General features: G+C 64.7%; 31 protein-coding genes. 11 read left to right on the top strand and 20 right to left on the bottom strand.

Going from position 1 to position 22894, the window contains the following annotated elements:
• Positions 1-17: 17 nt before the first annotated feature.
• The 8 genes from coaA to APS40_RS10875 all read right to left on the bottom strand — a co-directional run bounded on the left by coaA (position 18) and on the right by APS40_RS10875 (position 4550).
• Complete coding sequence (gene coaA, locus APS40_RS10910; RefSeq protein ID WP_055047073.1) at positions 18-968, bottom strand: type I pantothenate kinase; 951 nt, start codon at positions 966-968, stop codon at positions 18-20.
• Positions 968-1294, bottom strand: a complete 327-nt coding sequence (locus APS40_RS10905; protein WP_055047072.1) for a phosphoribosyl-ATP diphosphatase — start codon at positions 1292-1294, stop codon at positions 968-970. Before APS40_RS10905 ends, coaA begins: the two co-directional genes overlap by 1 nt.
• Positions 1291-2100, bottom strand: a complete 810-nt coding sequence (gene hisF / locus APS40_RS10900; protein WP_055047071.1) for an imidazole glycerol phosphate synthase subunit HisF — start codon at positions 2098-2100, stop codon at positions 1291-1293. The genes APS40_RS10905 and hisF overlap by 4 nt, the downstream gene beginning before the upstream one ends.
• Entirely contained in the window at positions 2097-2321 is a 225-nt protein-coding gene (locus tag APS40_RS10895) for a hypothetical protein (RefSeq protein WP_055047070.1), read from the bottom strand. Before APS40_RS10895 ends, hisF begins: the two co-directional genes overlap by 4 nt.
• A complete protein-coding gene (locus APS40_RS10890; RefSeq protein ID WP_055047069.1) occupies positions 2314-2646 on the bottom strand; it encodes a hypothetical protein in 333 nt (110 codons plus the stop codon). The genes APS40_RS10895 and APS40_RS10890 overlap by 8 nt, the downstream gene beginning before the upstream one ends.
• On the bottom strand, positions 2643-3377 hold the full coding sequence (hisA, locus tag APS40_RS10885) for a 1-(5-phosphoribosyl)-5-[(5-phosphoribosylamino)methylideneamino]imidazole-4-carboxamide isomerase (protein ID WP_055047068.1): 735 nt from the start codon (positions 3375-3377) through the stop codon (positions 2643-2645). The genes APS40_RS10890 and hisA overlap by 4 nt, the downstream gene beginning before the upstream one ends.
• Positions 3378-3552: 175 nt before the next feature.
• Positions 3553-4203 carry an imidazole glycerol phosphate synthase subunit HisH gene (gene hisH, locus APS40_RS10880; protein WP_055047067.1) on the bottom strand — a complete coding sequence of 217 codons (651 nt, stop codon included), beginning with the start codon at positions 4201-4203 and terminating at the stop codon, positions 3553-3555.
• Entirely contained in the window at positions 4200-4550 is a 351-nt protein-coding gene (locus APS40_RS10875; protein ID WP_055047066.1) for a DUF2628 domain-containing protein, read from the bottom strand. Before APS40_RS10875 ends, hisH begins: the two co-directional genes overlap by 4 nt.
• A gap of 125 nt (positions 4551-4675) precedes the next feature.
• On the opposite strand from APS40_RS10875, the gene APS40_RS24885 reads away from it, so the two are divergent.
• On the top strand, positions 4676-4834 hold the full coding sequence (locus APS40_RS24885; RefSeq protein ID WP_156342907.1) for a hypothetical protein: 159 nt from the start codon (positions 4676-4678) through the stop codon (positions 4832-4834).
• Positions 4835-5010: 176 nt separating this feature from the next.
• Here APS40_RS24885 and hisB read toward each other — a convergent pair whose 3' ends face one another.
• Complete coding sequence (gene hisB, locus APS40_RS10870; protein ID WP_055047065.1) at positions 5011-5598, bottom strand: imidazoleglycerol-phosphate dehydratase HisB; 588 nt, start codon at positions 5596-5598, stop codon at positions 5011-5013.
• 350 nt (positions 5599-5948) lie between these two features.
• Here hisB and hslV point away from each other — a divergent pair, with 350 nt between their 5' ends.
• The 5 genes from hslV to APS40_RS10850 all read left to right on the top strand — a co-directional run bounded on the left by hslV (position 5949) and on the right by APS40_RS10850 (position 9761).
• Positions 5949-6512, top strand: coding sequence for an ATP-dependent protease subunit HslV (gene hslV, locus APS40_RS10865; protein ID WP_055047064.1), 564 nt, complete (start codon positions 5949-5951; stop codon positions 6510-6512).
• Positions 6509-6871, top strand: a complete 363-nt coding sequence (locus tag APS40_RS10860) for a GNAT family N-acetyltransferase (protein WP_055047063.1) — start codon at positions 6509-6511, stop codon at positions 6869-6871. Before hslV ends, APS40_RS10860 begins: the two co-directional genes overlap by 4 nt.
• Complete coding sequence (locus tag APS40_RS24880) at positions 6868-7017, top strand: GNAT family N-acetyltransferase (protein ID WP_156342906.1); 150 nt, start codon at positions 6868-6870, stop codon at positions 7015-7017. Before APS40_RS10860 ends, APS40_RS24880 begins: the two co-directional genes overlap by 4 nt.
• Positions 7018-7023: 6 nt before the next feature.
• Positions 7024-8334, top strand: coding sequence for an ATP-dependent protease ATPase subunit HslU (hslU, locus tag APS40_RS10855; RefSeq protein WP_055047062.1), 1311 nt, complete (start codon positions 7024-7026; stop codon positions 8332-8334).
• Positions 8335-8570: 236 nt separating this feature from the next.
• Positions 8571-9761 (top strand): pyridoxal phosphate-dependent aminotransferase, encoded by a 1191-nt coding sequence (locus APS40_RS10850; protein ID WP_055047061.1) that lies wholly within the window; start codon positions 8571-8573, stop codon positions 9759-9761.
• A gap of 80 nt (positions 9762-9841) precedes the next feature.
• Here APS40_RS10850 and rhuM read toward each other — a convergent pair whose 3' ends face one another.
• The 7 genes from rhuM to APS40_RS10815 form a co-directional block, all read right to left on the bottom strand.
• Positions 9842-10897, bottom strand: a complete 1056-nt coding sequence (gene rhuM / locus APS40_RS10845; RefSeq protein WP_082434335.1) for a RhuM family protein — start codon at positions 10895-10897, stop codon at positions 9842-9844.
• 31 nt (positions 10898-10928) lie between these two features.
• Positions 10929-12668: an ABC transporter ATP-binding protein gene (locus APS40_RS10840; protein ID WP_055047059.1), complete on the bottom strand. Its 1740-nt coding sequence runs from the start codon at positions 12666-12668 to the stop codon at positions 10929-10931.
• 94 nt (positions 12669-12762) lie between these two features.
• Positions 12763-12981, bottom strand: a complete 219-nt coding sequence (locus tag APS40_RS10835; protein WP_055047058.1) for an acyl carrier protein — start codon at positions 12979-12981, stop codon at positions 12763-12765.
• Positions 12971-13552 carry a GNAT family N-acetyltransferase gene (locus tag APS40_RS10830; RefSeq protein WP_055047057.1) on the bottom strand — a complete coding sequence of 194 codons (582 nt, stop codon included), beginning with the start codon at positions 13550-13552 and terminating at the stop codon, positions 12971-12973. The genes APS40_RS10835 and APS40_RS10830 overlap by 11 nt, the downstream gene beginning before the upstream one ends.
• Positions 13553-13679: 127 nt before the next feature.
• Positions 13680-14039: a helix-turn-helix domain-containing protein gene (locus tag APS40_RS10825; protein WP_055047056.1), complete on the bottom strand. Its 360-nt coding sequence runs from the start codon at positions 14037-14039 to the stop codon at positions 13680-13682.
• Positions 14036-14617, bottom strand: a complete 582-nt coding sequence (locus APS40_RS10820; protein WP_055047055.1) for a Smr/MutS family protein — start codon at positions 14615-14617, stop codon at positions 14036-14038. Before APS40_RS10820 ends, APS40_RS10825 begins: the two co-directional genes overlap by 4 nt.
• 24 nt (positions 14618-14641) lie before the next feature.
• Entirely contained in the window at positions 14642-15358 is a 717-nt protein-coding gene (locus tag APS40_RS10815; protein ID WP_055047054.1) for a Tim44/TimA family putative adaptor protein, read from the bottom strand.
• A 158-nt stretch (positions 15359-15516) separates the two neighbouring features.
• On the opposite strand from APS40_RS10815, the gene APS40_RS10810 reads away from it, so the two are divergent.
• On the top strand, positions 15517-15966 hold the full coding sequence (locus APS40_RS10810; protein WP_055047053.1) for an FxsA family protein: 450 nt from the start codon (positions 15517-15519) through the stop codon (positions 15964-15966).
• A 72-nt stretch (positions 15967-16038) separates the two neighbouring features.
• On the top strand, positions 16039-16536 hold the full coding sequence (gene secB / locus APS40_RS10805; RefSeq protein ID WP_055047052.1) for a protein-export chaperone SecB: 498 nt from the start codon (positions 16039-16041) through the stop codon (positions 16534-16536).
• A 217-nt stretch (positions 16537-16753) separates the two neighbouring features.
• Here the strand turns inward: secB and dnaQ are convergent, their stop codons facing one another.
• Genes dnaQ through APS40_RS10785 form a run of 4 tightly spaced genes read right to left on the bottom strand, consistent with a single transcriptional unit; the run spans position 16754 to position 19477 of the window.
• Positions 16754-17464 (bottom strand): DNA polymerase III subunit epsilon, encoded by a 711-nt coding sequence (gene dnaQ, locus APS40_RS10800; RefSeq protein WP_055047051.1) that lies wholly within the window; start codon positions 17462-17464, stop codon positions 16754-16756.
• The gene (gene coaE, locus APS40_RS10795; RefSeq protein WP_055047050.1) at positions 17461-18057 is read right to left on the bottom strand and encodes a dephospho-CoA kinase; all 597 of its coding nucleotides are present in this window, start codon (positions 18055-18057) and stop codon (positions 17461-17463) included. Before coaE ends, dnaQ begins: the two co-directional genes overlap by 4 nt.
• Positions 18057-18878, bottom strand: coding sequence for a shikimate dehydrogenase (locus APS40_RS10790; protein WP_055049632.1), 822 nt, complete (start codon positions 18876-18878; stop codon positions 18057-18059). Before APS40_RS10790 ends, coaE begins: the two co-directional genes overlap by 1 nt.
• 5 nt (positions 18879-18883) lie before the next feature.
• Positions 18884-19477: a Maf family protein gene (locus APS40_RS10785; RefSeq protein WP_055047049.1), complete on the bottom strand. Its 594-nt coding sequence runs from the start codon at positions 19475-19477 to the stop codon at positions 18884-18886.
• A 422-nt stretch (positions 19478-19899) separates the two neighbouring features.
• Between APS40_RS10785 and hemE the strand changes: the two genes are divergently transcribed.
• The 3 genes from hemE to rho all read left to right on the top strand — a co-directional run bounded on the left by hemE (position 19900) and on the right by rho (position 22806).
• Positions 19900-20934, top strand: coding sequence for a uroporphyrinogen decarboxylase (hemE, locus tag APS40_RS10780; RefSeq protein ID WP_055047048.1), 1035 nt, complete (start codon positions 19900-19902; stop codon positions 20932-20934).
• 3 nt (positions 20935-20937) lie between these two features.
• A complete protein-coding gene (gene hemJ, locus APS40_RS10775) occupies positions 20938-21363 on the top strand; it encodes a protoporphyrinogen oxidase HemJ (RefSeq protein ID WP_055047047.1) in 426 nt (141 codons plus the stop codon).
• Positions 21364-21540: 177 nt separating this feature from the next.
• Positions 21541-22806 (top strand): transcription termination factor Rho, encoded by a 1266-nt coding sequence (gene rho / locus APS40_RS10770; protein ID WP_055047046.1) that lies wholly within the window; start codon positions 21541-21543, stop codon positions 22804-22806.
• Positions 22807-22894: the final 88 nt, after the last annotated feature.

Below are 22894 nucleotides of genomic sequence, written 5' to 3'. Positions count from 1 at the left end.
AGGGTCAGCCAAGCACGCTAAACCTTCCGCAGCGCCACCCGCTCGATGGTGTGGCTTGGCCCCTTGGTCAGCACAAGATCGGCGCGGCTGCGCGTCGGCTGGATGTTGTCGCGCAGGTTCGGCAGGTTGATCTCCGTCCACGCCCACATGCCGAACGCGTCAGCTTCCTCGCTGCTCATCTGGGTGAAGCGATGGAAGAAGCTCTTGGGGTCGGCGAAGGCGGTTTCGCGGAGGCGCCGGAAGCGCTCCATGAACCAGGTGGTCAGGTCGTTCTCGTCGGCATCGATGAAGATCGAGAAGTCGAGAAAATCCGAAGCGAACAGGATCGGCTTGCCGGATTTCGGCAGCTCGCCCGGCTGCAGGATGTTGAGCCCTTCCACGATCAGAATGTCGGGCCGGTCGATGGTGACGAACTCGCCGTCGATCACGTCGTAGACGAGGTGCGAGTAGACCGGCACCTTCACGTCGGGCTTGCCCGACTTGATGTCGGAAAGGAAGCGGATCAGCGCGCCGCGATCGTAGCTCTCGGGAAAGCCCTTGCGGTCGGCGAGCTGCAGCTCATCGAGTTTCGCGTTGGAATAGAGAAAGCCGTCGGTGGTGACGAGGTCGACCTTGGGGGAGCTCGGCCAGCGGCTCAGCAGCGCCTTCAGGATGCGCGAGGTGGTGGATTTGCCTACCGCCACCGAGCCGGCAACGCCGATGATATAGGGCACCTTGCGGCCGTCGGCGCCGAGGAATTTGGTCGAGGCCCGGTGCAGCTCCTGCGTCGCCTCGACATAGAGCGAGATCAGCCGGCTCAGCGGCAGGTAGATCTCTTCGGCTTCGGTGAACGAGATCGGGTCGGTCAGGGCGCGCAGGCGTTTGACGTCGTCGGCGTCGAGCGTCATCGGCTCGTCGGCGCGGAAACCGCTCCACTCGGCCTTGCTGAAATAGTGGTACGGCGCGAGCTCGAGCTTTCTTGCCCCCATCAGCCCTGAACCTTCCCGCGCGACGCCTTCTCTTCGAGGCCCGATTGCGCGGTACGGCGCTCGAGCTGCGCCAGCACGTCGCTGAGCGGCACGCCGGCGGCGCGCAGCAGCACCAAGAGGTGATAGAGCACGTCGGACGCTTCGCCCTCGGTGCCCTTCCGGTCCTTGGTCACCGCGGCGATGATGATTTCCGCCGCTTCCTCGCCGAACTTCTTGGCGCAGCGCTCGACGCCACCGGCCAGGAGCTTGGCGGTATAGCTCTCATCGGGCGAGGCGCCGGCACGGACGGCGATGCGCTTGTCCAGGTCTTCGAGGGTGAAGCTCACAACAACTCTCCCGCATTGGAATCGCGCCGCATCGGGATGCCGTGGCGCTCCATATAGTCCTTGGCCTGGCCTACCGTGTAGGTGCCGAAGTGAAAGATCGAGGCGGCAAGCACTGCCGAGGCGTGCCCCTCTTTCACCCCGTCGACCAGATCGTCGAGCGAGCCGACGCCGCCCGAGGCGACCACCGGCACGTGCACCGCGTCGGCGATGGCGCGGGTGAGCTTGAGGTCAAAGCCCGACTTGGTGCCGTCGCGATCCATCGAGGTGACCAGCAGCTCGCCGGCGCCACGCTCGACCATTCTCGTGGCGAACTCCACCGCGTCGAGCCCGGTCGGGTTGCGGCCGCCATGGGTGTAGATTTCCCATTCGTCGACATTGTGCTGCCCCGGCGCGCGGGTCTGGCGCTGCCGGGCATCGACCGAAACGACGATGCACTGGTCGCCGAACTTGTCGGCGGCGCGGGCGATGAAATCGGGGTCGCTCACGGCGGCCGAGTTGATCGAAACCTTGTCGGCGCCGGCCAGCAGGAGCTTGCGGATATCCTCGAGCTTCCTGATCCCGCCGCCCACCGTCACCGGCATGAAGCAGTGCTCGGCGGTGCGCGCCACCACGTCGAAGATAGTGTCGCGATTCTCGTGGCTGGCGGTAATGTCGAGGAAGGTCAGCTCATCGGCCCCGGCAGCGTTGTAGGCTATGGCGGCTTCGACCGGATCGCCGGCATCGATCAGATCGACGAACTGCACGCCCTTGACGACGCGGCCGTCTTTGACGTCGAGGCAAGGAATGATGCGGGTCTTGAGACTCATTGGCGTGGATCCGGAGATGGGCGCCTGAGCTTCGCATAGATGGCAAAGCCGAAGGAAAACACCCAGAAGAAAAAGGCGAACAGCGCGGCGAGGCCGAACAGCGTCGGGAGGATGCCGGTCAGGCCGGCGTAGAGCAGCACCAATATAGGCACCAGCGCCACTGCATACCACCAGAGGCGCACGCGCTGGACCAGCACCGGCTTGTTCCTGAGCTCAGCCACTCGGCGTCGCCTCCCGCTTCCGCCCCCAATAGAGCCGGTGGACGATCAGCACAACGGCCCACAGCAGCAGCGCGCCCGCGCCGAGCGGGATGGTGGCCAGCATGAACCAGCCCATCACTCCCAGCGTGTAGAGCGTCGAGCCGATGTCTTCGCCGTTGACGATGCAGGGATGCACCGAGCCCTCATCCAGGGCACAGCCGTTGGCCTCGGCGATCGAGCCGGCAACCATCACCGAAAACACCGGCGCCAGCGCCACCAGCAGGATGATCGCCAGGACGATCCAATACACCCACCAGGGGAAGCGCCGCTGCCGGGCGGTGGTCACGCGGCGCGGCCCTTGAGCAGCGCTATTGCTTCACGTGAATCAATGCGCCCGTCATAGAGAGCGCGCCCCGAGATGGCGCCCTCGAGGATCTGGTAGCGCGGTTCGGTCATGGTCCGGATGTCGTCCATCGAGGCAAGCCCGCCCGAAGCGATCACCGGGATCGACACGGCTTCGGCGAGCTCGAGGGTCGAGGGCCAGTTGATGCCCTTAAGCACCCCGTCGCGATCGATATCGGTATAGATGATCGCCGCCACCCCTGCCCCTTCGAAACGCTTGCCGAGCTCGATCGCGGTCAGCTCGGAGGTTTCCGCCCAGCCTTCCACCGCCACCTTGCCGCCGCGCGCATCGATGCCGACCGCCACCCGGCCGGGGAACAGCCGCGCGGCTTCGCGCACCAGCGAGGGATCGCGCACCGCGACGGTGCCGAGAATGACGCGGGCGAGGCCGCGGGCGAGCCACGCCTCGATATGGGCGATCGACCGGATCCCGCCACCCAGCTGCACCGGAAAGCTCACGGCCTCGAGGATGGCTTCGACCGCTTCGCCATTGACGCTCCTGCCGGCGAAGGCGCCGTTGAGGTCGACGACGTGCAGGTACTCGAAGCCCTGATCCTCGAACGATTTCGCCTGCGCCGCCGGATCGTCGTTGAACACGGTCGCCTGCTGCATGTCGCCCAGCTTCAGGCGCACGCACTGGCCATCCTTGAGGTCGATGGCGGGAAAGAGAATCATGGGCCGACGCCCTCCGTACGCGAAAAAGGCCCCCTCACCCGCCGCTGCGCGGCGACCTCTCCCCCAGAGGGAGAGGTGAAGAGCTGGCCACGCCCACGCGTCACCTCTCCCTTGGGGAAGAGGTCGGTCCGAAGGACCGGGTGAGGGGGCCTTGCTGGCTCGCACCCCAGCAAGCTCACGGCTTCCACCCCAAGAAGTTGCGGATCAGCGTCAGACCGAGCGTCTGGCTCTTTTCCGGATGGAACTGGGTGCCCAGCAGGTTGTCGCGGCCGACGATGGCGGTCACCTGCTGCCCATAATCGGCGCTGGCGACCAGGAGTTCCGGACGGTCCACCGCCATATGGTAGGAGTGGACGAAATAGGCGTGCAGCCCATTGGAGCCGTCGGGGATGCCTGCCAGCACCGGGTGGGCGCGGTGGAAGCGCAGGGTGTTCCAGCCCATATGCGGCACCTTGAGATCACCTTCGGGCTCGAGCCGCACCACCGCGCCGGGAATCCAGCCGAGGCCCCTGGTGATGGTCTTTTCCCTACCCTCGGTCGCCATCAGCTGCATGCCGACGCAGATGCCGAGGAACGGCACGCCTCCCCTGATCACCCGCTCCTCGAGCACCTCGACCATGCCGGTCACGGCATCGAGGCCGGCGCGGCAATCGGCGAAGGCGCCGACGCCCGGCAAGACGATGCGATCGGCGCGGCGCACCGCCTCGACGTCATCGGTGACGAGGATCTCGTCGCCGGTACCGGCTTCGCGAGCGGCGCGCTCGAAGGCCTTGGCGGCCGAGCGGAGGTTGCCCGAGCCGTAATCGATGATGGTGACGGTGCTCATCGGGTCTGCCGCTTCAAGTAGTCGACCAACGCCAGGTCCTCGCCGGCGGCAACGATCTCCGTGCGGTAGAGGCCACCGCGCTTGGCTGCCTTCACCCGACGGAAGCTTGCGGCTTCAAAACCGATCAGGGCGGCGAACAGGGCGTAGAGCCAGAACGCCGCTTCGCCGCCGACCAGCATGCTCAGGGCGATGATCGCGAGGGCCCCGAGGACCCACACGCCAAGCAGCAACCACAACCCGTGGAGGAGCGCATGCACCGGCGGCAGCAGAGCTGCAGACCAGGAGAAGCGATCGGCCACCGCAATGGGCGCATCGCTCGGGCGCTCGTAGACGGAATAGAGGGTCACGGTTATCCTCTTGCTGGATCGGCGTGGTTCAGGGGTTCGCCTTAGAGCAAAACCCGCACGGTTGGAAGATGAGGGAACCGGCCATTGGCCACGCCGTTCGTTCAACAGGCTTCGAGGAGAGCGAGATGACGCATGATTCACCCGACCCGCATGGCGATGGCACGATGGGGTCCAAGCCGAGCCAGGGCATTTTCATCGGCTGGCTTGCCGTCGGGCTGCTCGTCGTGATGGCGATCTTCACGCTCACGGTCATCAGCGCCGGCGCCACGCACGGCTTCAAGTAGGGCTGGGCGTTGTCGGCGCCGCCGGTGGTTGCCGACCCCCACCCCTGTCCCCTCCCCCTGTAGTATGGGGAGGGAGACCCACACGCTGATATCGAGGCTATCGTCTCCCTCCCCATGTTTAGGGGGAGGGATCAAGGGTGGGGTCAGCAACCCACCGGGCCCACCGAGAAATGGCGCTACAGCGTGCCCTTGGTCGAGGGGATCGCATCCGCGGCACGCGGATCGATCTCCACCGCCGAGCGCAAGGCTCGGGCCAGCGCCTTGAAAGCGCTCTCGGCGATATGGTGGTTGTTGTCGCCGTAGAAGGTTTCGACGTGCAGCGTAATGCCGGCATTCATGGCGAAGGCCTGGAACCACTCGCGGAACAGCTCGGTATCCATCTCGCCCACCTTGTCGCGGGTGAACTCCACTTTCCAGACGAGGAAGGGCCGGCCCGAAACATCGAGGGCGACGCGGGTCAGCGTGCCATCCATCGGCAGGTCGGACGAGGCGTAGCGCCGGATGCCCTTCTTGTCGCCCAACGCCTGGCGGACCGCTTCCCCCAGCGCAATGCCGACATCCTCTGCGGTGTGATGGAAATCGATATGCAGGTCGCCCTGGGCGCGCACGGTCATGTCGATCAGCGAGTGTTTCGACAGCTGATCGAGCATGTGATCGAGAAAGCCGATGCCGGTCCGCATGTCGTGCTTGCCCGAGCCATCAAGGTTTACCGACACCTGAATATCGGTCTCGTTGGTCTTTCGCTTGATCTCGGCAGTGCGCATCGGGGCAGTCCTGTTGTAGCGCGGCGGCTGTAGCAGATAGCGCCGCAGCGGTGAAGATGCGGTGAATTGCTCAGAAACACGGCCCGAGCGTGTGGCCACCCCCACCTTCGATCCTCCCCACAAGGGGGAGGGAGACTATGGAATCGAGAACTCACAGTCAGGTCTCCCTCCCGTTGTGGGGAGGGTAGCGCCGCTAGGCGAAGCCGTAGCGAAGCTGGGTGGGGGTGGCCGCGGCACCGGTGACACCACCGCACGGTAACCTCGGGGAAACTACCCAACCGGCTAGCCCGGTTTGCATTCCCCCGGTCCGCCCCTAAATATGGCGGAACAGTTCTGGAGTTTTTCCCAAGATGTCCAACGACAACGCGTTTCCCGGCTGGCACGGCACGACCATCGTCGCCGTCCGCAAGGGCAACAAGGTGGTGGTGGCCGGTGACGGACAGGTCTCGGTCGGCAACACCGTGATGAAGCATACCGCCAAGAAGGTCCGGCGCCTCGCCGACGGCAAGGTGATCGGCGGCTTCGCCGGCGCCACTGCCGACGCGTTCACGCTGTTCGAGCGGCTCGAAGCCAAGCTGATCCAGTACCCCGACCAGCTGATGCGCGCTTCGGTCGAGCTGGCGAAAGACTGGCGCACCGACCGGTACCTCCGCCGTCTCGAAGCAATGATGATCGTCGCCGACAAGGACGTGACCCTGGTGCTGACCGGCACCGGCGACGTGCTCACCCCCGATCACTCGACCATCGCCATCGGCTCGGGCGGCAACTACGCCTATTCGGCGGCACTGGCGTTGAGCGAGAACACCGACATGGACGCCGAGGAAATCGCCCGCAAGGCGATGAAGATCGCCGCCGAGGTCTGCATCTACACCAACGAGAACGTGACGCTCGAAGCAATCGAGACCGGCAAGTGAGCTTTGCGGCGCGGCGGCTCGTCGCTTCCGACGCGGAGGCCTATCGCGGCCTTCGAATCGAAGGACTGCAGGACTCGCCTGCCTCGTTCGGCTCGAGCCTCGCCGAGGAGATCGACAAGCCGGCCTCCGCCTGGGTCGACCGGCTCGACAAGGGCTTCGTGTTCGGGCTGTTCGATGCGGATGGCTTGGTCGGCACGGCCGGCTTTTATCGCGAGGCCATGCTGAAGTCGGCGCATCGCGGCCACCTCGTCGGGGTCTATGTCAGCCCCGGCTCACGCGGCCAGGGCGGCGCCGACCTGTTGATCGCCGCAGTGATCGCCGAAGCGCGCCGCCACGTGCTGCAGCTGCATCTGGCGTGACGAAGGACAATGACAGGGCCCGCCGGCTCTACGAGCGGCACGGGTTCGTGATCTATGGCGAAGACCCGCGCGGCCTCAAGGTCGATGGCGTCTTCTACGATGACTATCTCATGGTGCTGCGCCTCGATGAGGGCAGCGGAAAGTGACAGACAATGAGTGATACCAATTTCTCCCCGCGCGAGATCGTCTCCGAGCTCGATCGCTACATCGTCGGCCAGCACGACGCCAAGCGCGCCGTCGCCGTGGCGCTGCGCAACCGCTGGCGCCGGCAGCAGCTCCCGGACGACCTGCGCGCCGAGGTCACCCCCAAGAACATCCTGATGATCGGGCCCACCGGCGTCGGCAAGACCGAGATCAGCCGGCGGCTGGCCAAGCTCGCCCAGGCGCCGTTCATCAAGGTCGAAGCGACCAAGTTCACCGAGGTCGGCTATGTCGGCCGCGACGTCGAGCAGATCGTGCGCGATCTGGTCGAAGCCGGCATCTCGCTGCTGCGCGACAAGAAGCGCGCCGAGGTGCAGGCACAGGCCCACCACAATGCCGAGGAGCGGGTGCTCGACGCACTGGTGGGCTCCTCCGCCTCGCCGTCGACCCGCGACAGTTTCCGGCAGAAGCTCCGCACCAACGAACTCGACGACAAGGAAATCGAGATCGAGATGCAGCCGACCGGCAACCCGGGGGGGTTCGAGATCCCCGGCATGCCGGGGGCCAATATCGGCGTGATCAACATCCAGGACATGCTGGGCAAGGCGTTCGGCGGCCGCGGCGTGAAGCGCAAGGTCAAGGTGAAGGACGCGCATGCGCCGCTGCTCGCCGAAGAAGCCGACAAGCTGCTCGACCAGGACCAGCTCAACAAGGAAGCGGTCGACCTGGTCGAGAACCACGGCATCGCCTTCATCGACGAGATCGACAAGATCGTGAACCGCGAAGGCGGTTATGGCGGTGGCGTCAGCCGCGAGGGCGTGCAGCGCGACCTGCTGCCGCTGATCGAAGGCACTACGGTTTCGACCAAGTACGGCCCGGTAAAGACCGACCACATCCTGTTCATCGCCTCGGGCGCCTTCCATGTGGCCAAGCCCTCGGACCTCCTGCCCGAGCTGCAGGGCCGCCTGCCGATCCGCGTCGAGCTCAAGGCGCTGACCCGCCAGGACCTGATCGGCATCCTCAACGACACCGACGCGAGCCTGATCAAGCAGTATGTGGCACTGATGAAGACCGAGGGCCTGACGCTCGACTTCGCCCCCGACGCGATCGAGGCGATCGCCGATGCGGCCGTGCACGTCAACGCCACGGTCGAAAATATCGGCGCCCGCCGGCTGGCCACCATTCTCGAGCGGCTGGTGGAGGACATCTCGTTCGACGCACCCGACAAGGCAGGCCAGACCATCACCATCGACAAGGGATATGTCGACGAGCGCATCGGCAAGATGGCGGCCGACACCGACCTCAGCCGGTTCGTGCTGTAGCTCTGGCGACGGAGCGTGGGGCCACCCCCACCCTTGATCCCTCCCCACAAGGGGGACGACAAGAGGTCGCCCCGAGGGGAGGGAGACGCAAGCACCGAAACCTTGCAGCTATCGCCCCCTTGTGGGGGAGGGCAGCAGAGCTTGTGAGCGTAGCGAGCCAGCATCGCTGGGTGGGGGCAGGCCCCACGCTCCGCCACTCCTTGCGGGCACGACGCGCATCGGCCATACCTCGCCGCATGACCCTCCCCGCCTCCGCCCGCCCCGACGTCCAAGCCCTGCAAGCTTCGCTGATCCGCGAGGTGGCCAATGCCGGGATGGGGCGCACCGACGTGCTGGCCTTCTGGTTCGGCGAATCCGACCAGCCGACGCCGCGCTTCATCCGCGAAGCGGCGATGGCGTCACTGGACCAGGGCGAGACCTTCTACTCGCAGAATCTCGGCCGGCCATACCTGCGTGACGCCATCGCCGGCTATCTGAGCGACCTGCACCACACGGCAGTGGCGCCGGACCGTGTCGCCGCGGTGGGCTCGGGCGTCTCCGGGCTGATGATCGCGGCGCAGATGCTGCTGTCTCCCGGCGACCGGGTAGTGGCGGTGACGCCGCTCTTGCCCAACATCGTCGAGATTCCGAAGATCCTCGGGGCCGAGGTGGTGCGGGTGCCGCTCACCGCGGCGAACGGGAAGTGGTCGCTCGACCTGGACCGGCTGCTGGAAGCGCTGACCCCGGACACCAGGCTCGCCATCATCAACTCGCCCAACAACCCGACGGGCTGGACCATCGAGGACTCCGAAGTGGATATCGTCCTTGCGCATTGCCGCAGGCACGGCATCTGGGTGCTCAGCGACGACGTCTACGAGCGGCTGGTGCATGAGCCCTCGCGCCGCTCGGCCCCCTCGTTCCTCCGCCGCTACGAGGCGGGAGACCGGATCATCTCGGTCAACAGCTTTTCCAAGGCGTGGTCGATGACCGGCTGGCGGATCGGCTGGCTGGCGAGCCCCGAGACGCTGTCGAACGACCTCACCAAGGTCATCGAATACAACACCTCGTGCATTCTCGAGCCGATCCAGCGCGCCGCGACCGCCGCGCTGACCGAGGGTGAGCCGACCGTCGCAAAACTTCGCACCGAACTCACAGCGACTCGGAAACTGCTGGTGGACGAACTGACCCGGATCCCCGGCGTCGTGGTCCCCGATGCCGGGGGCGCGATGTATGTATTCTTCCGCATCGAGGGTTTTGCCGACACGCTGGGGCTGGCGAAGCGCCTGGTCGAGGAAGCCGGGCTTGGCCTGGCGCCAGGCGGGGCGTTCGGGCCGGAAGGCGATGGCTGGCTGCGTTGGTGCCACGCGGTGGATCCGGCGAAACTGCGCGAGGGGGTTGGGCGCCTGAGGACTTTCCTCGACCATCTTCCATCTGGCCGGTCAATCTGACCTCACTTGAGATCGAGTGGTCGCTCAGTCACCGTGGCTGTGATCGCTGCAGGACCGAGGAAGCACAACGGGACGCCGTGCTACACTTCCTCGTCGGATTGGAGATACCTACGCCGACGCATGTCCTCGAACTTGTCGTACTCCGACTCACAATGGGCGTCGGCTTCGCGCTTCGAGACCGTGCCCGCGCCTCTGAGTAAGTGTCTGTCGTTGTTTCGTATGAAACGGTCGACGGCCGCCTCAGCATCCGATGTAAGTACCAAGCGTCGCCGGTCGGTCTCCTGCTCGAAATAATCTAAGAGCATATTGGTGAAGCGATTTAGGTCCCGTATCTCAGCATCACCCAGGTAGTTCTTTGCGATTCCTATGTCGGATTTTCTGACCTGCCTGCCCTTCCAGGCGGTGAGGCCCATGTTATCCTTCGCAGCCGAAGCCCGCTCTACTCTAAGTTCGGCCGCGGTCATCCCAGCAATAGCATAGAGAAGCTTGTTTTGAACGGTCGCAAAGAACGCGTTCTTTCGGGTGTCATCTAGTGCAGCGTAGTCGCTACACAGTGAGATGATCTGCTTTAGCTCGTGATAGACATTTGCTTCTGAGGCACGAATCTCCCGGATGAGTTCGCGAAGCTCTCGGAAATGATCCCGCTCTTGCGGGGACTTCAACCGCTCAACATCGACGATGAAGCCCTTGGTTGCAAACTGGACGAGCTTATCCGTCGCCCATTTGCGGAACATTGTGCCCTGCTTGGACGATACGCGGTAGCCGACGGCGATAACCACATCGAGATTGTAGTGGTTCACCTCGCGGGCCACCTCTCGCGTACCCTCAGTTCGAACTATCCGGAATTTCCGGATAGTTGCCCCTTCTTCGAGTTCACCCTCTCGAAACACGTTTGAGACGTGCTCACTGACCGTGCGAACGTCCACTCCGAACAGGTCAGCCATCTGGGCTTGGCTCATGAAGAGCCCTTCGCCCTCGTACCGGAGCTGAACCTTCAGTCCCGAGTCCGTGCTGTAGATTAGGAACCGATCACCGGTGTCTTCATCTTCTGTCAGGTGGACCGGCTCAACGGAGTTGTCCTCCCGGGATGCCATTTGAGCTAATCTAGATGAGAGCTGCTTCGGATCTTCGGCCATAGTAAGTGTGTATCACGATTCCTACCTTGGTCTATTGACCCGCCAACTGCCCGAACTGCGCGCCGTGCAGTCGGGCATAGGCACCGTTCCGGCCGAGCAGCTCGGCATGGGTGCCCTGCTCGACGATGCCCTCGCTGCCCACCACCACGATCCGGTCGGCATTGCGGATGGTGGCGAGGCGATGCGCCACCACCAGCGTGGTGCGGCCCTCCGACAGCGCGGCGAGCGCCTGCTGGATGGCATATTCGGTGGCGGTGTCGAGCGCCGAGGTGGCCTCGTCGAGGATCAGGATCGGCGGGTTCTTCAAAAAGATCCGGGCGATGGCGAGGCGCTGCTTCTGCCCGCCCGAAAGCTTGACCCCGCGTTCGCCGGTCGGGGTATCGAGCCCGTCGGGCAGCGACAGCACGAACTCGTCGAGCGCGGCGCGGCGCAGCGCATCCATGATCTCGGCGTCGCTGGCGCCGAGCCGGCCATAGGCGACGTTCTCGCGGATGGTCGAGCCGAACAGGAACACATCCTGCTGCACGATGCCGATCTGGCCGCGCAGCGACGCCTGCGTCATGTCGCGAATATCGATGCCGTCGATGGTTATGGCGCCGGCCGTGACATCATAGAAGCGGGGCAGCAGCGAACAGATGGTGGTCTTGCCGGCGCCGGACGGGCCGACAAAGGCGACGGTTTCGCCGGCCCTGATGCTGAGGTTGAGCCCCTCGAGCACCTTGTCCTTGGCTGCCGGATCACCCGAATAGGCAAAGCTCACGTCGCTGTAGACGATGTCGCCCCGAAGGTTCGCCACCGGCTTGGCGCCCGGGCGGTCGGCGGTATCGGGCTCGGTGTCGATCAGCGAGGTGAAGCGGCGGAAGCCGGCAATACCCTTGGGGTAGCTCTCGAGCACCGAGGTGATCTTGTCGATCGGCCGGAAGAACACGTTGACCAGCAGGAGGAAGCTGACGAAGCCGCCATAGCTGAGCTCGCCCGAAATGACGAACCAGGTGCCGGCCAGCATCACCACCAGCTGCACGAAGCGGGTGCTGAAATAGCTGAGCGCGATCGAGGCGGTCATGATGGCATAGGCGCTGAGCTTGGTGGCGCGATAGCCCTCGTTGTTCCTGGCAAACAGGCCGCGCTCATAGTCCTCGTTGGCGAAGGCCTTCACCACCCGGATGCCGCCGACGCTCTCCTGCACGCGGGTGTTGAAATCGCCGACCTGGCGGAACAGCTGCTGCCAGGTCCGGGTCATGCGCGAGCCGTATTTGCTCACCAGCCAGGTCATCAGCGGCACGATGATGGTGGTGATGAGCGCCAGCTGCCAGTGCACAGTGAACATCAGGACGAAGGCGCCGACAAAGGTCATCACCGCGATGAACAGATCCTCAGGGCCATGATGGGCGACCTCGCCCACCTCCTCGAGATCCTTGGTCACGTGAGTGATCAGCTGGCCGGTCTTGTTGTTGTCGAAATAGCGGAAGCTCAGCTTCTGGATGTGATCGAAAGCCTGGCGGCGCATATCGGTCTCGATCGAGATGCCGAGCGCGTGGCCCCAGTAGTTGACGACGGCGGAGAGCACGGTGTTGAGCGCGAACACCCCCAGCAGCAGCGCCGCGGTTGCGCCGATCAGCCCCCAGTTCTGCCCCGGCAGCAGGTCGTCGACGAACAGCTTGACGGCCAGCGGGAAGCCGAGCTCGAGGATGCCGGCGAGTACGGCGCAGCCGAAATCGAGCAGGAACAGGTGCTTGTAGGGCGCGTAATAGGAAAAGAACCGGCGCAGCATGAAACTTGTCCGCAGTAGTCAGAATATTGGGTAGCGCTTAGGCCGGTTCACGCGGGCTGTCCACCCGCGGGGGATGTTCCACGTGAATCCGCCGTCAAGCGAGCAACCTTGCCACCGCCGCGACCGAGGTGATGCCGGCCACCTCTTCGCCGCTCAGCTGGCGGCCCAGCTCGGCTTCCAGTTCGAGCACCAGCCGCGCGTGACCGAGGCTGGACCAGGCCGCGAGGCTGTTCATGTCGTCGCTGGCCATGACGCTCCCCTGGATATCGAGCGCCTGGGCAACCAGCCTCGTGGCGCGAAGCTCAGCGGTCATGGCGATCTCCCCGCGACGCGCCGAGCCAATCCTGGCGGCGCAGTTCCAGTTCTACTGCCGGCCGCCCCTCACCAGTCGCTGGGTCGGGGTGGCGCGTAGTGCCATTCCCCGTAGCCCGAAAACCGAGCCGGCGATAGTTGAAGATGGACGGCGCATTGCGGGCATCGATGGTGGCGACGAACCGGTCGGTGCCGTGGGCAAAGAAATGCTCGAGCAGCCGGGCCCGCGCTTCGACCACCACTCCCTGCCCCCACCAGGCCCGATCGTGGAGGGCGACGTGGCAATAGGCGAAGGAGCCGTCGCCCGGACGCACGACCATGTGCAGGCCGATGATCCCACCGCCCGCCTTGTCGACGATGGCGTGGGCGAAGCGCGTACGGCCGTTGGGTCGCGGGCCGCGAAACCACCACGACAGCAGGGAGTGGGAGCGCGGCGACAGGAACAGCCCTTCGAGCAACTCCGGATCATGCCGCCAGCGCCGGGTCAGCAGGAAGGCCTGCAGCCGCCCCATGCGCCGCAGGTGAAAGCGTTCGGTCTCGAGGTCGCAATCGAGCGCGTGTTTTCGGCCCACGGTGCACCCGCTCCCTCGCCTCACCCCACATGCTGCTTAGGATAACCTGGCACGATCGGCGGCGGCAAACTCCCGGCCTCCGCGTGGGCGCAAGTGGTGGCCGGCTCGTCATCAACCGCGTGGCCGACTATTTCAGCCGGCGCGCCACTTCATTGCTGAGAAAGCTCAGGTCAGCCGGTTCGAGCCGACCGATGTCGCGGGCGAGGCGGTTGGCGAGCTCGGTCGCCTGCGGCGACATGCCGGCGGTGTCGATGGTGACTTTCGGATCGCTGATCTCGGCGAGCCGCTGCAATTCCTCGGCGTCGTCCCAGATCACGTTGAAGTAGGCGATGATCTTCTGCAGCAGCGCGAAGGTCGGCTTGCCGCGACGGCCATGTTCCAGGGCACTGAGATAGGCGCTGGAGACACGCAGCGCCTTGGCCATGTCCTTGAGGGTCAGCCCGCGTTCCTCGCGCATCGAGCGCAGCTTGAGGCCCAGTGGTGTCATCGGTAATCCCGCTCCCGCCTGAGACGTACGTAGAAGGCGCCATCGCCGCCATGGCCCTGCGCCGCGGTGTCCCAGCCGGCGACCAGCGGGGCGAGGTTGGGTTCGGACAGCCAGACCGGCAGCATGGCGCGCAGCACGCCGCGCTCGACGATCACCGCCGCGTCGTCGCCGAGCTTCTTCAACCCCTTGCCGGTGATGACCAGCAAGGTGCGGTCCCCCCGCGCCGCGCGGGCGTGGATGAAGCGGGTGAGCGCTGCATGGGCCTCGACCTGCCGCATGCCATGCAGATCGATGGTGCCGTCGATCTCCTCGCGGCCGCGTTGCAGGCGCTGCTTGAGGTTCGGCTCGATGCCTGGCCTGGGCGACTTCCGGCCAGGCCGGCCATCGGATTGATACGGCGGCATTTGCGGCAGCAGCCGGTGCGGTTTCGGCACCGGGGGCGCCGGGATCGGCAGGGGCTCGGATTCGAGATCAACCATCGGCCGCTGCGACCGCAGCGGCGAAACCGTCTGCGACACTTCGAGCCACAGGTGCCAGTCGGGGAGCTGGCCCTTTCCATCCGACCGGCGCTTGGCCATCGCATCGCCCCCGAGCGCGGCCGATTATTCGAGTTGGCTGGTGGCGACGAGCTTCCAGTTGGGGTCGCGCGACTTGGGATTGCGCGCGAAGGTCCACTCGTCGGCGATATTGGCCACCTGGTCGGCATTGCCTTCGAGCAGGTTGCCGTCCTTGTCGCGGGTGGCCGAGACCACTTCGGCGTGGAAGCGGATGGTGACGTTGGCGGCGCGCTTGTCGAGCTCGGCGTCGGAAATCTCGATCTTGGGCAGGCCGACAAAGGTGAAATCAACCTTCTGGCCAGCGGCTTCGCGATCCTTGATCACCCGCTCGAAGCCGTCATAGACGTCCTTGTCGAGCAGGTTCTTCAGCGTCTGCCGGTCGCCGGCGGCAAAGGCGGTGACGATCATCTCATAGGCGGACTTGGCGCCTTCCAGGAAGCTCTTGGGCGAGAAGTTGGGATCGGCGTCGGCAATCGCCTTGAGCCCGGCCGCGACCTTGTCGTCGCCATGCGCGAAGAGGGTGATTTCGGCTTCGAGCTTGCGCGCCGCGCGCGCCAGGTCTTCGTCGGTTTCGGGCGCCGGACGCGGACGCATCTGCACGACATTCTCTTCCCCGGCCTTGACCTGCGCGGCTTCGCGCTGGCGCTGCAGCGGGGTCCGTTCGCGGCCCGTGCGGGTGCCCAGCACCTGACGGAGGCGGAACAGCACGACAATCGCCAGACCGATGACGATGAGCGTGGGGATATCGAAGAATTCATCCATCGGACGTGCTACTCGCGCCAGAGAAACGGGGGCGCCCGGCTCGCGGAGCCAGGAATGTGCCCTATATATAGGGAAACGCTCAGCCGGAAACCAGTTCACGTTTGGCTGAGGGGCCTGTCGGGGCCGTTATGACGCAGCGCTTTCGAAAGGGTTACCCATTGGGCCGCCTGTTCCTGCTCCTGTTGCTCCTCCTGCCGCTGATCGAGATCGGCCTGTTCGTGGTGATCGGCAACGCCATCGGGCTGTGGCCGACGCTGGGCGGCGTGGTGCTGGCGGCGATCGTCGGCGCCTTGGTGATCCGCGGTCAGGGCCTGTCGTTGCTCAACGACTTGCGCTCGACCATGGGTCGCGGCCAGTTGCCGGCACGGGCGATTGCCGACGCCATGATGGTCGGACTCGCCGGGCTGTTGCTGTTGCTGCCTGGCTACTTTTCCGACCTGATCGGCATCCTGTTGCTGATCCCCCCGATCCGCTCGGCGATCTATGCCCTGCTTCGCTCGCGGGTGAGCGTGGTCACCACCACGACCACCGGCGGACCGGCCTTTTCCCAGGAACGTGTCGAGGACGGCACGATCGACCTCGATTCCGATGAGTGGCGGCCGCGCTGAGGCCGCAATGCTTGTGGCTCGGGGCCAAAGGTGCTAGCCAGCCGGCCACCGAAAGCTCGAGGAATTTCGACTATGGCTGACCAGACCCCGCCCGAGGCCGCACCCGCGAACGCCAATACGGCGCCCAGCTACAGCCTGGTTGGGCAATATACCCGCGACCTGAGCTTCGAGAACCCGGGCGCGCCCGGTTCCGTCATGCTCGGCGGCCCCAACCCGAATTTCACCGTCGGCATCAATGTCGGGGTCAAGAAGCAGGCCGACGACCTCTATGCGGTCGAAATCAGTCTCAACGCCAAGGCCGAGCGCGACAAGACCGTGCTGTTCAACGTCGAGCTGGTCTATGGCGGCGTGTTCCGGGTCAAGAACGTCCCCGAGCAGCAGCTGCCGGCCCTGCTGATGGTCGAATGCCCGCGGATGATCTTCCCATTCGCCCGCCATGTGCTCGCGACCATCGTTCAGCTCGGCGGCTTCCCGCCGCTGATGATGGAACCGGTGGATTTCCAGGCGCTCTACATCCAGAACGTGCGGAACCTGCAGGCGCAGCAGGCGGCCAATACGCAGCCGAACTGAGGCTGTCTGCTGGTGGCAACCATATGCCGGAGTGGCTGAGGCGGCCGCCGGTGTTGACCTGCGGTTTGCCCCACCCGCGATGTCATCCCCGCGAAAGCGGGGATTCATTTCACCGCCCGCGCCAGCTGAGAGTTGGGTCCCTGCTTCCGCAGGGATGACACCGAGTTTGGGGTACGGCAGGTGACCAGCTGAGGATCGGTTCAGTTTCCGGTCCAGCCTACTCCGCCGCCACCTGCTCGCCGGGATAATTGTTCCACAACGCGTCGGCGCCGAGCGTGCCGACCAGTTTCAGGTGGGCGGCGAACTCTGCGTCGCTGAGGCGCGGCGGCAGGGGCACCGGGCGTTGCCGCGCCGGCGCGATGGTCACGGTGATGCCGTTCTCGATATGGGTCTCGGCCACCAGCGCCAGCGCCACCTGCCGTCCGCCGATCAGCTCGAGATAGACGTCAGCGAGAATCTCGCTGTCGAGCAGCGCGCCGTGCAATACGCGTTTCGAATTGTCGATGCCGTAATGCTTGCAGAGCGCATCGAGGCTGACGCGGGCGCCTGGATGGCGCTCGCGCGCCACCATCACGGTATCGATCACCTGGTTGCTGAGGCTGGGCCGACCGACCTTTTCGAGCTCGAAGTTGAGAAAGCCCATGTCGAACGGCGCGTTGTGGATGATCAGCGTCGCGTCGCCGATGAACTCGAGGAACTTGTCCACCTCGGTGCGGAACAGCGGCTTGTCGCGCAGGAACTCGGTCGACAGCCCATGCACCCGGAACGCCTCGTCCGGCACGTCGCGCTCGGGATTGAGGTAGATATGCAGGTGCCTGCCGGTGGGGATGTGGTTGATCAGCTCGACGCAGCCGATTTCGACGATGCGGTCGCCCGTCGCCGGCGACAGGCCGGTGGTTTCGGTATCGAGGACGATCTCGCGGGTCATCTGGCCTGAGCTTGTTGACGCAACCTCTGCACCAGTTCGACGACCTTCTGCCGGGTCGCTGCGATGGTATCCGAGGTGTCGATTATGTAGGTGGCGCGTTTGACCTTTTCAGCCTGCGGCAGCTGCCGGGCAAGGATGGCGTCGAGCTTTTCCACCGTCATCCCGGGTCGCGCCAGAGCGCGCCGGCGCTGCTCAGCCGCGTCGACGGTGGTGACGATGACCGCATCGAGCCCCCAGTCGACGCCGTTCTCGAACAGGAGCGGGATATCGACCACCGCCATCGGCGCGCCGCTCGCCGCGGCCTGCTCCAGAAAGGCTCTGATCCGGGCCCGCACCAGCGGATGGACAATGGCTTCCAGCTGCTGCAGCTGCGCAGGATAGCCAACCAGCAACCGGCTGAGTTTCTCCCGGTCGATTACGCCGTCAATGGCGACCCCCGGGAACGCCGCCTCGACCGGCGCAACGGCCGCACCGCGGTAGAGTTCATGCACCGCTTCGTCGGACGAGAAGGTCGGAACGCCCTGCTCCGCGAACACCGCGAGCACGGTGGATTTGCCCGTCGCGATCGAACCGGTGAGGCCGAGCTTCAGCATCAGAGCGTCGCCTCGACTTTCGCCCGCAAGCCCGGCGTCACTTCGGGACGCACTCCGAACCAGGCCTCGAACCCCGGAAGCGCCTGATGCAGCAGCATGCCGAGCCCATCGACGGTGCGCAGCCCGCGAGCCCGGGCATCGGCAAGCAGAGGGGTGACGAGCGGTACATAGACAATGTCGGTGACCAGCGTTTCCGGGCGCAGGACATCGAGATCGAAATCCTCGAATCTGGTGCCGTGCATGCCGATCGAAGTGGTGTTGACCACAAGCTCGGCAAGCGGCGCAGCGCTATTGACCTCGTCCAGCGCCCCGATGATGATGTCGCCACCCAGTTCGCTGGCAAGCCTGTCGGCCGTAGCGCGCGTTCGGTTGAGCAGGATAATCGGAATGCTCCGGCTCTGCAGAGCGACAAGGATTGCCCGTGCGGCTCCACCGGCGCCGAGAACTAATGCAGGGGCCGCGCCGCCGTCCCAGCCCGGGGCGTTCTGATCGAGGTTGCCGAGAAACCCCATATAGTCAGTGTTGAAGCCGTGGATCCGCCCGTCGGGCAGGCGCACCAGGGTGTTCACGGCCCCAATGGTCCTCGCCAGCGGGTCGACGCTGTCGCAGACCGCGAACACCGCTTCCTTGTGCGGGATGGTGACATTGCCGCCCACGAACTCGCCCGCGCGCAGCCGTTCCATAAATGCCGGCAGATTCTCGGGCGCAACATCGATAGCTTCGTAACTGCCGTCGATGCCGTGCTCGGCAATCCAGCTGCCGTGAATCAGCGGCGAGCGGGAATGCTTGATCGGATGGCCGATGACGAAGGCTTTTTTCACGTGAATCACTGGCTGAGGGTTTCGGGTGCGTGCTGACGCAAGGCTGCGAGCAGAGGCAACAGCGGCAGCCCCAGAATGGTGAAATAGTCGCCCTCGATGCGCTCGAACAACCGGATCGAGGCGCCTTCGAGGCGGTAGGCGCCCACCGAGGCGAGGACTTCGGGTCCCTCGAGGGCCAGCACCTGCTCACGTTCCGCCGCATCGAAGCGCCGCATAGTCAGCGCGGCACTCTCGGTGCTCGACCAGAGCAAGCGTCCGGCCCTGGCCAGCGCGATGCCCGCGTGGAGGTGATGCGTACGGCCGGCGAGCCGATCGAGCTGACGGGCCGCCGCGTCGAGGTCTGCCGGCTTGTGCAGAAGTTCGCCGTCCGAGGCGAGGACCTGATCCGCCCCGATCACCACGCCGGCACGCGACGTCGAGACGGCAACCGCCTTGGCTTCGGCCAGACGCCGCGCCACGGCAGGCGCATCGCCGCCTTTCCCCAGCACTTCGGCTTCGAGCCCGCGCTCGTCGATTTGCGCTGGACTCGGTTCGAATCGCAGCCCGGCGTCCGCCAGCAGGGCCTTTCGCGTTGCGCTCTGGGAAGCGAGGATCAGCATGGCCTCGGTTTTCCACACTGTCCTTGATTGCTCAAGCCTCGTGGCGGTGGAAAAACCGGGGCGCCGCCACACCGGCGGCGTTCTCCCCGCTGGGCGCCGATCCTTCAACAGCCGCGCTCGGGCAAGCGGTTAACAAAGGCTTAATGTGAGGTTCGGGGATAACCGGTTGCGGATGACGCCCCGTCATCAACAGCCCTGTTAACGGATCGTTAGCGATTGTGACATGGTTAAGACTTAGTAAACCGGGCGACTCCCGGTCACCCCTGTGCCGTTCACAGCTTGCGGATTCACAGCCCTGCGACACACCACCCGCCGCGCGCTTCTGTCGCCGCTGCCGACGTTGTGGGCAAACCGGAATTCCTGCAAAACACCGCCATGATAATGAAGATTAAGAATCTAGATTCTTTTGGGTTGGTTGGGCGATGACCGAGGCGCCGGTGGTGAAACCGTTGCTCGAGACGGTGCGCGGGCAGCGCCAGGAGCGCCTGCCGATCTGGATCATGCGTCAGGCCGGGCGCTATTTGCCGGAATACCGTGAGCTTCGCGCCAGGGCCGGCAGTTTTCTCGACCTTTGCTACAATCCCGAACTCGCTTCGGAAGTGACGCTGCAACCGCTCCGGCGGTTCGACCTCGACGCGGCCATTCTGTTCTCCGACATCCTGGTGATCCCTGACGCCCTCGGCCAGGAGGTGCGGTTCGAGGTCGGCGAAGGTCCACGGCTCGAGCCCATGACGGTCGGTTCCATCTCGCAGCTCGACCCCAATGGGGCTTTCGAAAAGCTCGGCCCGATCATCGAGACGGTTCGACGGGTTCGCGCCGGGCTGGCACCGGACAAGACGCTGATCGGTTTCTGCGGGTCACCCTGGACCGTTGCCACCTATATGATCGGTGGCCGCGGTTCTCCGGACCAGGCGGCAGCACGGGTGTTCGCGTTGACAGAGCCTCTGGCCTTCGCGCAGCTGATCGATATCCTGGTCGAGACCAGCATCGATTATCTCGCGGCGCAGCTGGGGGCCGGCGCCGATGTGGTGCAGCTGTTCGAGAGCTGGGCGCTCAACCTCGACGAGGTGGCATTTCGCAACTGGGTGATCGAGCCGAACCGGCGGATCGTCGAAGGGCTGAGGAAGCTTGTCCCGAACGCCCCGGTCATCGGCTTCCCACGCGGGGCGGCAGGGAACCTGCCGGCCTATGCCAAGGCGACCGGCGTCAACGTGCTGGGGCTCGACTATGCTACGCCGCTGGGCTTTGCCGCCGAGCTGCCGGCAGGCCTCGGGGTGCAGGGTAACCTCGATCCCCTGCGGTTGCTGGCTGGCGGCGAGCAGATGGACAATCGGGTGCGCGAGATCGTTGCGGCGTTTCGCGGCCGGCCACATATCTTCAACCTGGGGCACGGGATCGTGCCCGAAACGCCGATCGCGCATGTCGAACGGCTGATTGAAGTGGCGCGGGGAGCTTAGGGCATGGAATGGGTCAAGGCACTGCACATCCTGTCGGTTATCGCCTGGATGGCGGGGATGCTCTATCTGCCGCGGCTGTTCGTCTACCACGCCGACGCCGAGAAGGGATCGGTGCAGTCGGAGACCTTCAAGGTGATGGAGCGCCGGCTTTACCGCGGCATCACCACGCCGGCGATGGTTGCCACCTGGGTGTTCGGACTATGGCTGGCCTTCGGCTTCGGCATCGTCGATTTCTCGCAGGGCTGGATGTGGCTCAAGGCGCTGATGGTAATCCTGTTGAGCGGCATTCATGGCTTTTATGGCCGCGTACTGCGCGACTTTGCCAATGACCGGAACACCCGGCCCGCGAAGTTCTTCCGCATGATCAACGAAGTGCCGTTCGTCATCGCCATCGTCATCGTGATTTCCGTGGTGGTGAAGCCGTTCTGAGGGCGGCGGTGAGCAGCCGTTGTTCCACGTGAATCCGCATTCCGCTTGAATGTGGCGAAGCTTTTAGCTATCTGAAGCGCACTGCCTGATCGATGGGCGCCTCCCCGGCGCTTTCCGGGCGAACCCCCCTCTCCGTACATTCCCGCCACTTACGATTGCCCAAGGGTCTTCCGCGCAATGGAAAATATGAAGCTCAGCGAGCTCAAGGCCAAAACGCCTGCCGAATTGCTTGAATTCGCCGAGACTTACGAGGTCGAGAACGCCTCGACCATGCGTAAGCAGGAACTGATGTTCGCCATCCTCAAGGAGCTGGCGGCGCGTGAAGTCGACATCACCGGCGAAGGCGTGGTGGAAGTGCTGCCCGACGGCTTCGGGTTCCTCCGCTCCCCGGACGCCAACTACCTGCCCGGCCCGGACGATATCTACGTCTCGCCCTCGCAGATCCGCCGCTTCTCACTCAGGACCGGCGACACGGTCGAAGGCCAGATCCGGTCACCCAAGGAAGGCGAGCGCTACTTTGCGCTCCTCAAGGTCAACACCATCAATTTCGAGGACCCGGAAAAGGTCCGCCACAAGATCAACTTCGACAACCTGACGCCGCTCTATCCCGACGAGCGGCTGCGGCTCGAGCTGCCGGATCCCACGGTCAAGGACAAGAGCGCCCGGATCATGGATTTGGTGGCGCCGCTCGGCAAAGGCCAGCGCGCCCTGATTGTTGCGCCGCCGCGTACTGGTAAGACCGTATTGTTGCAGAATATTGCACAATCGATCGCAATCAATCATCCCGAGTGCTACCTGATCGTGCTGCTGATCGACGAGCGGCCGGAAGAAGTCACCGACATGCAGCGCTCGGTGAAGGGCGAGGTCATCTCCTCGACCTTCGACGAGCCGGCGTCGCGTCACGTCCAGGTCGCCGAAATGGTGATCGAGAAGGCGAAGCGCCTGGTCGAGCACAAGCGCGACGTGGTGATCCTGCTCGATTCGATCACTCGCCTCGGCCGCGCCTACAACACGGTGGTGCCGAGCTCGGGCAAGGTGCTGACCGGCGGTGTCGACGCCAATGCGCTGCAGCGGCCCAAGCGCTTCTTCGGCGCCGCTCGCAATATCGAAGATGGGGGTTCGCTGACCATTATTTCGACGGCACTGATCGATACCGGCTCGCGCATGGATGAAGTGATCTTCGAAGAGTTCAAGGGCACCGGCAACTCGGAAATCGTGCTGGACCGCAAGGTGTCCGACAAGCGCGTGTTCCCGGCGATGGACGTCACCAAGTCCGGCACCCGCAAGGAAGAGCTGCTGGTCGAGCCCGATATCCTCAGGAAGATGTACGTGCTGCGCCGCATCCTCAACCCGATGGGCACGGTGGATGCCATGGAGTTCCTGATGGACAAGATCCGTCAGACCAAGACGAACTCCGACTTCTTCGACTCGATGAACACCTAATCCATATGGGCGTAAGAAGGCCCCCTCACTCGCCGCTGCGCGGCGACCTCGCCCGCAAGGAAGAGGCAAGTCGGGGCACGATCTCGCC

Source organism: Devosia sp. A16 (assembly GCF_001402915.1).
In the GTDB taxonomy this organism is placed as follows: domain Bacteria; phylum Pseudomonadota; class Alphaproteobacteria; order Rhizobiales; family Devosiaceae; genus Devosia_A.
This window is presented reverse-complemented; position numbering and strand designations above follow the sequence as displayed.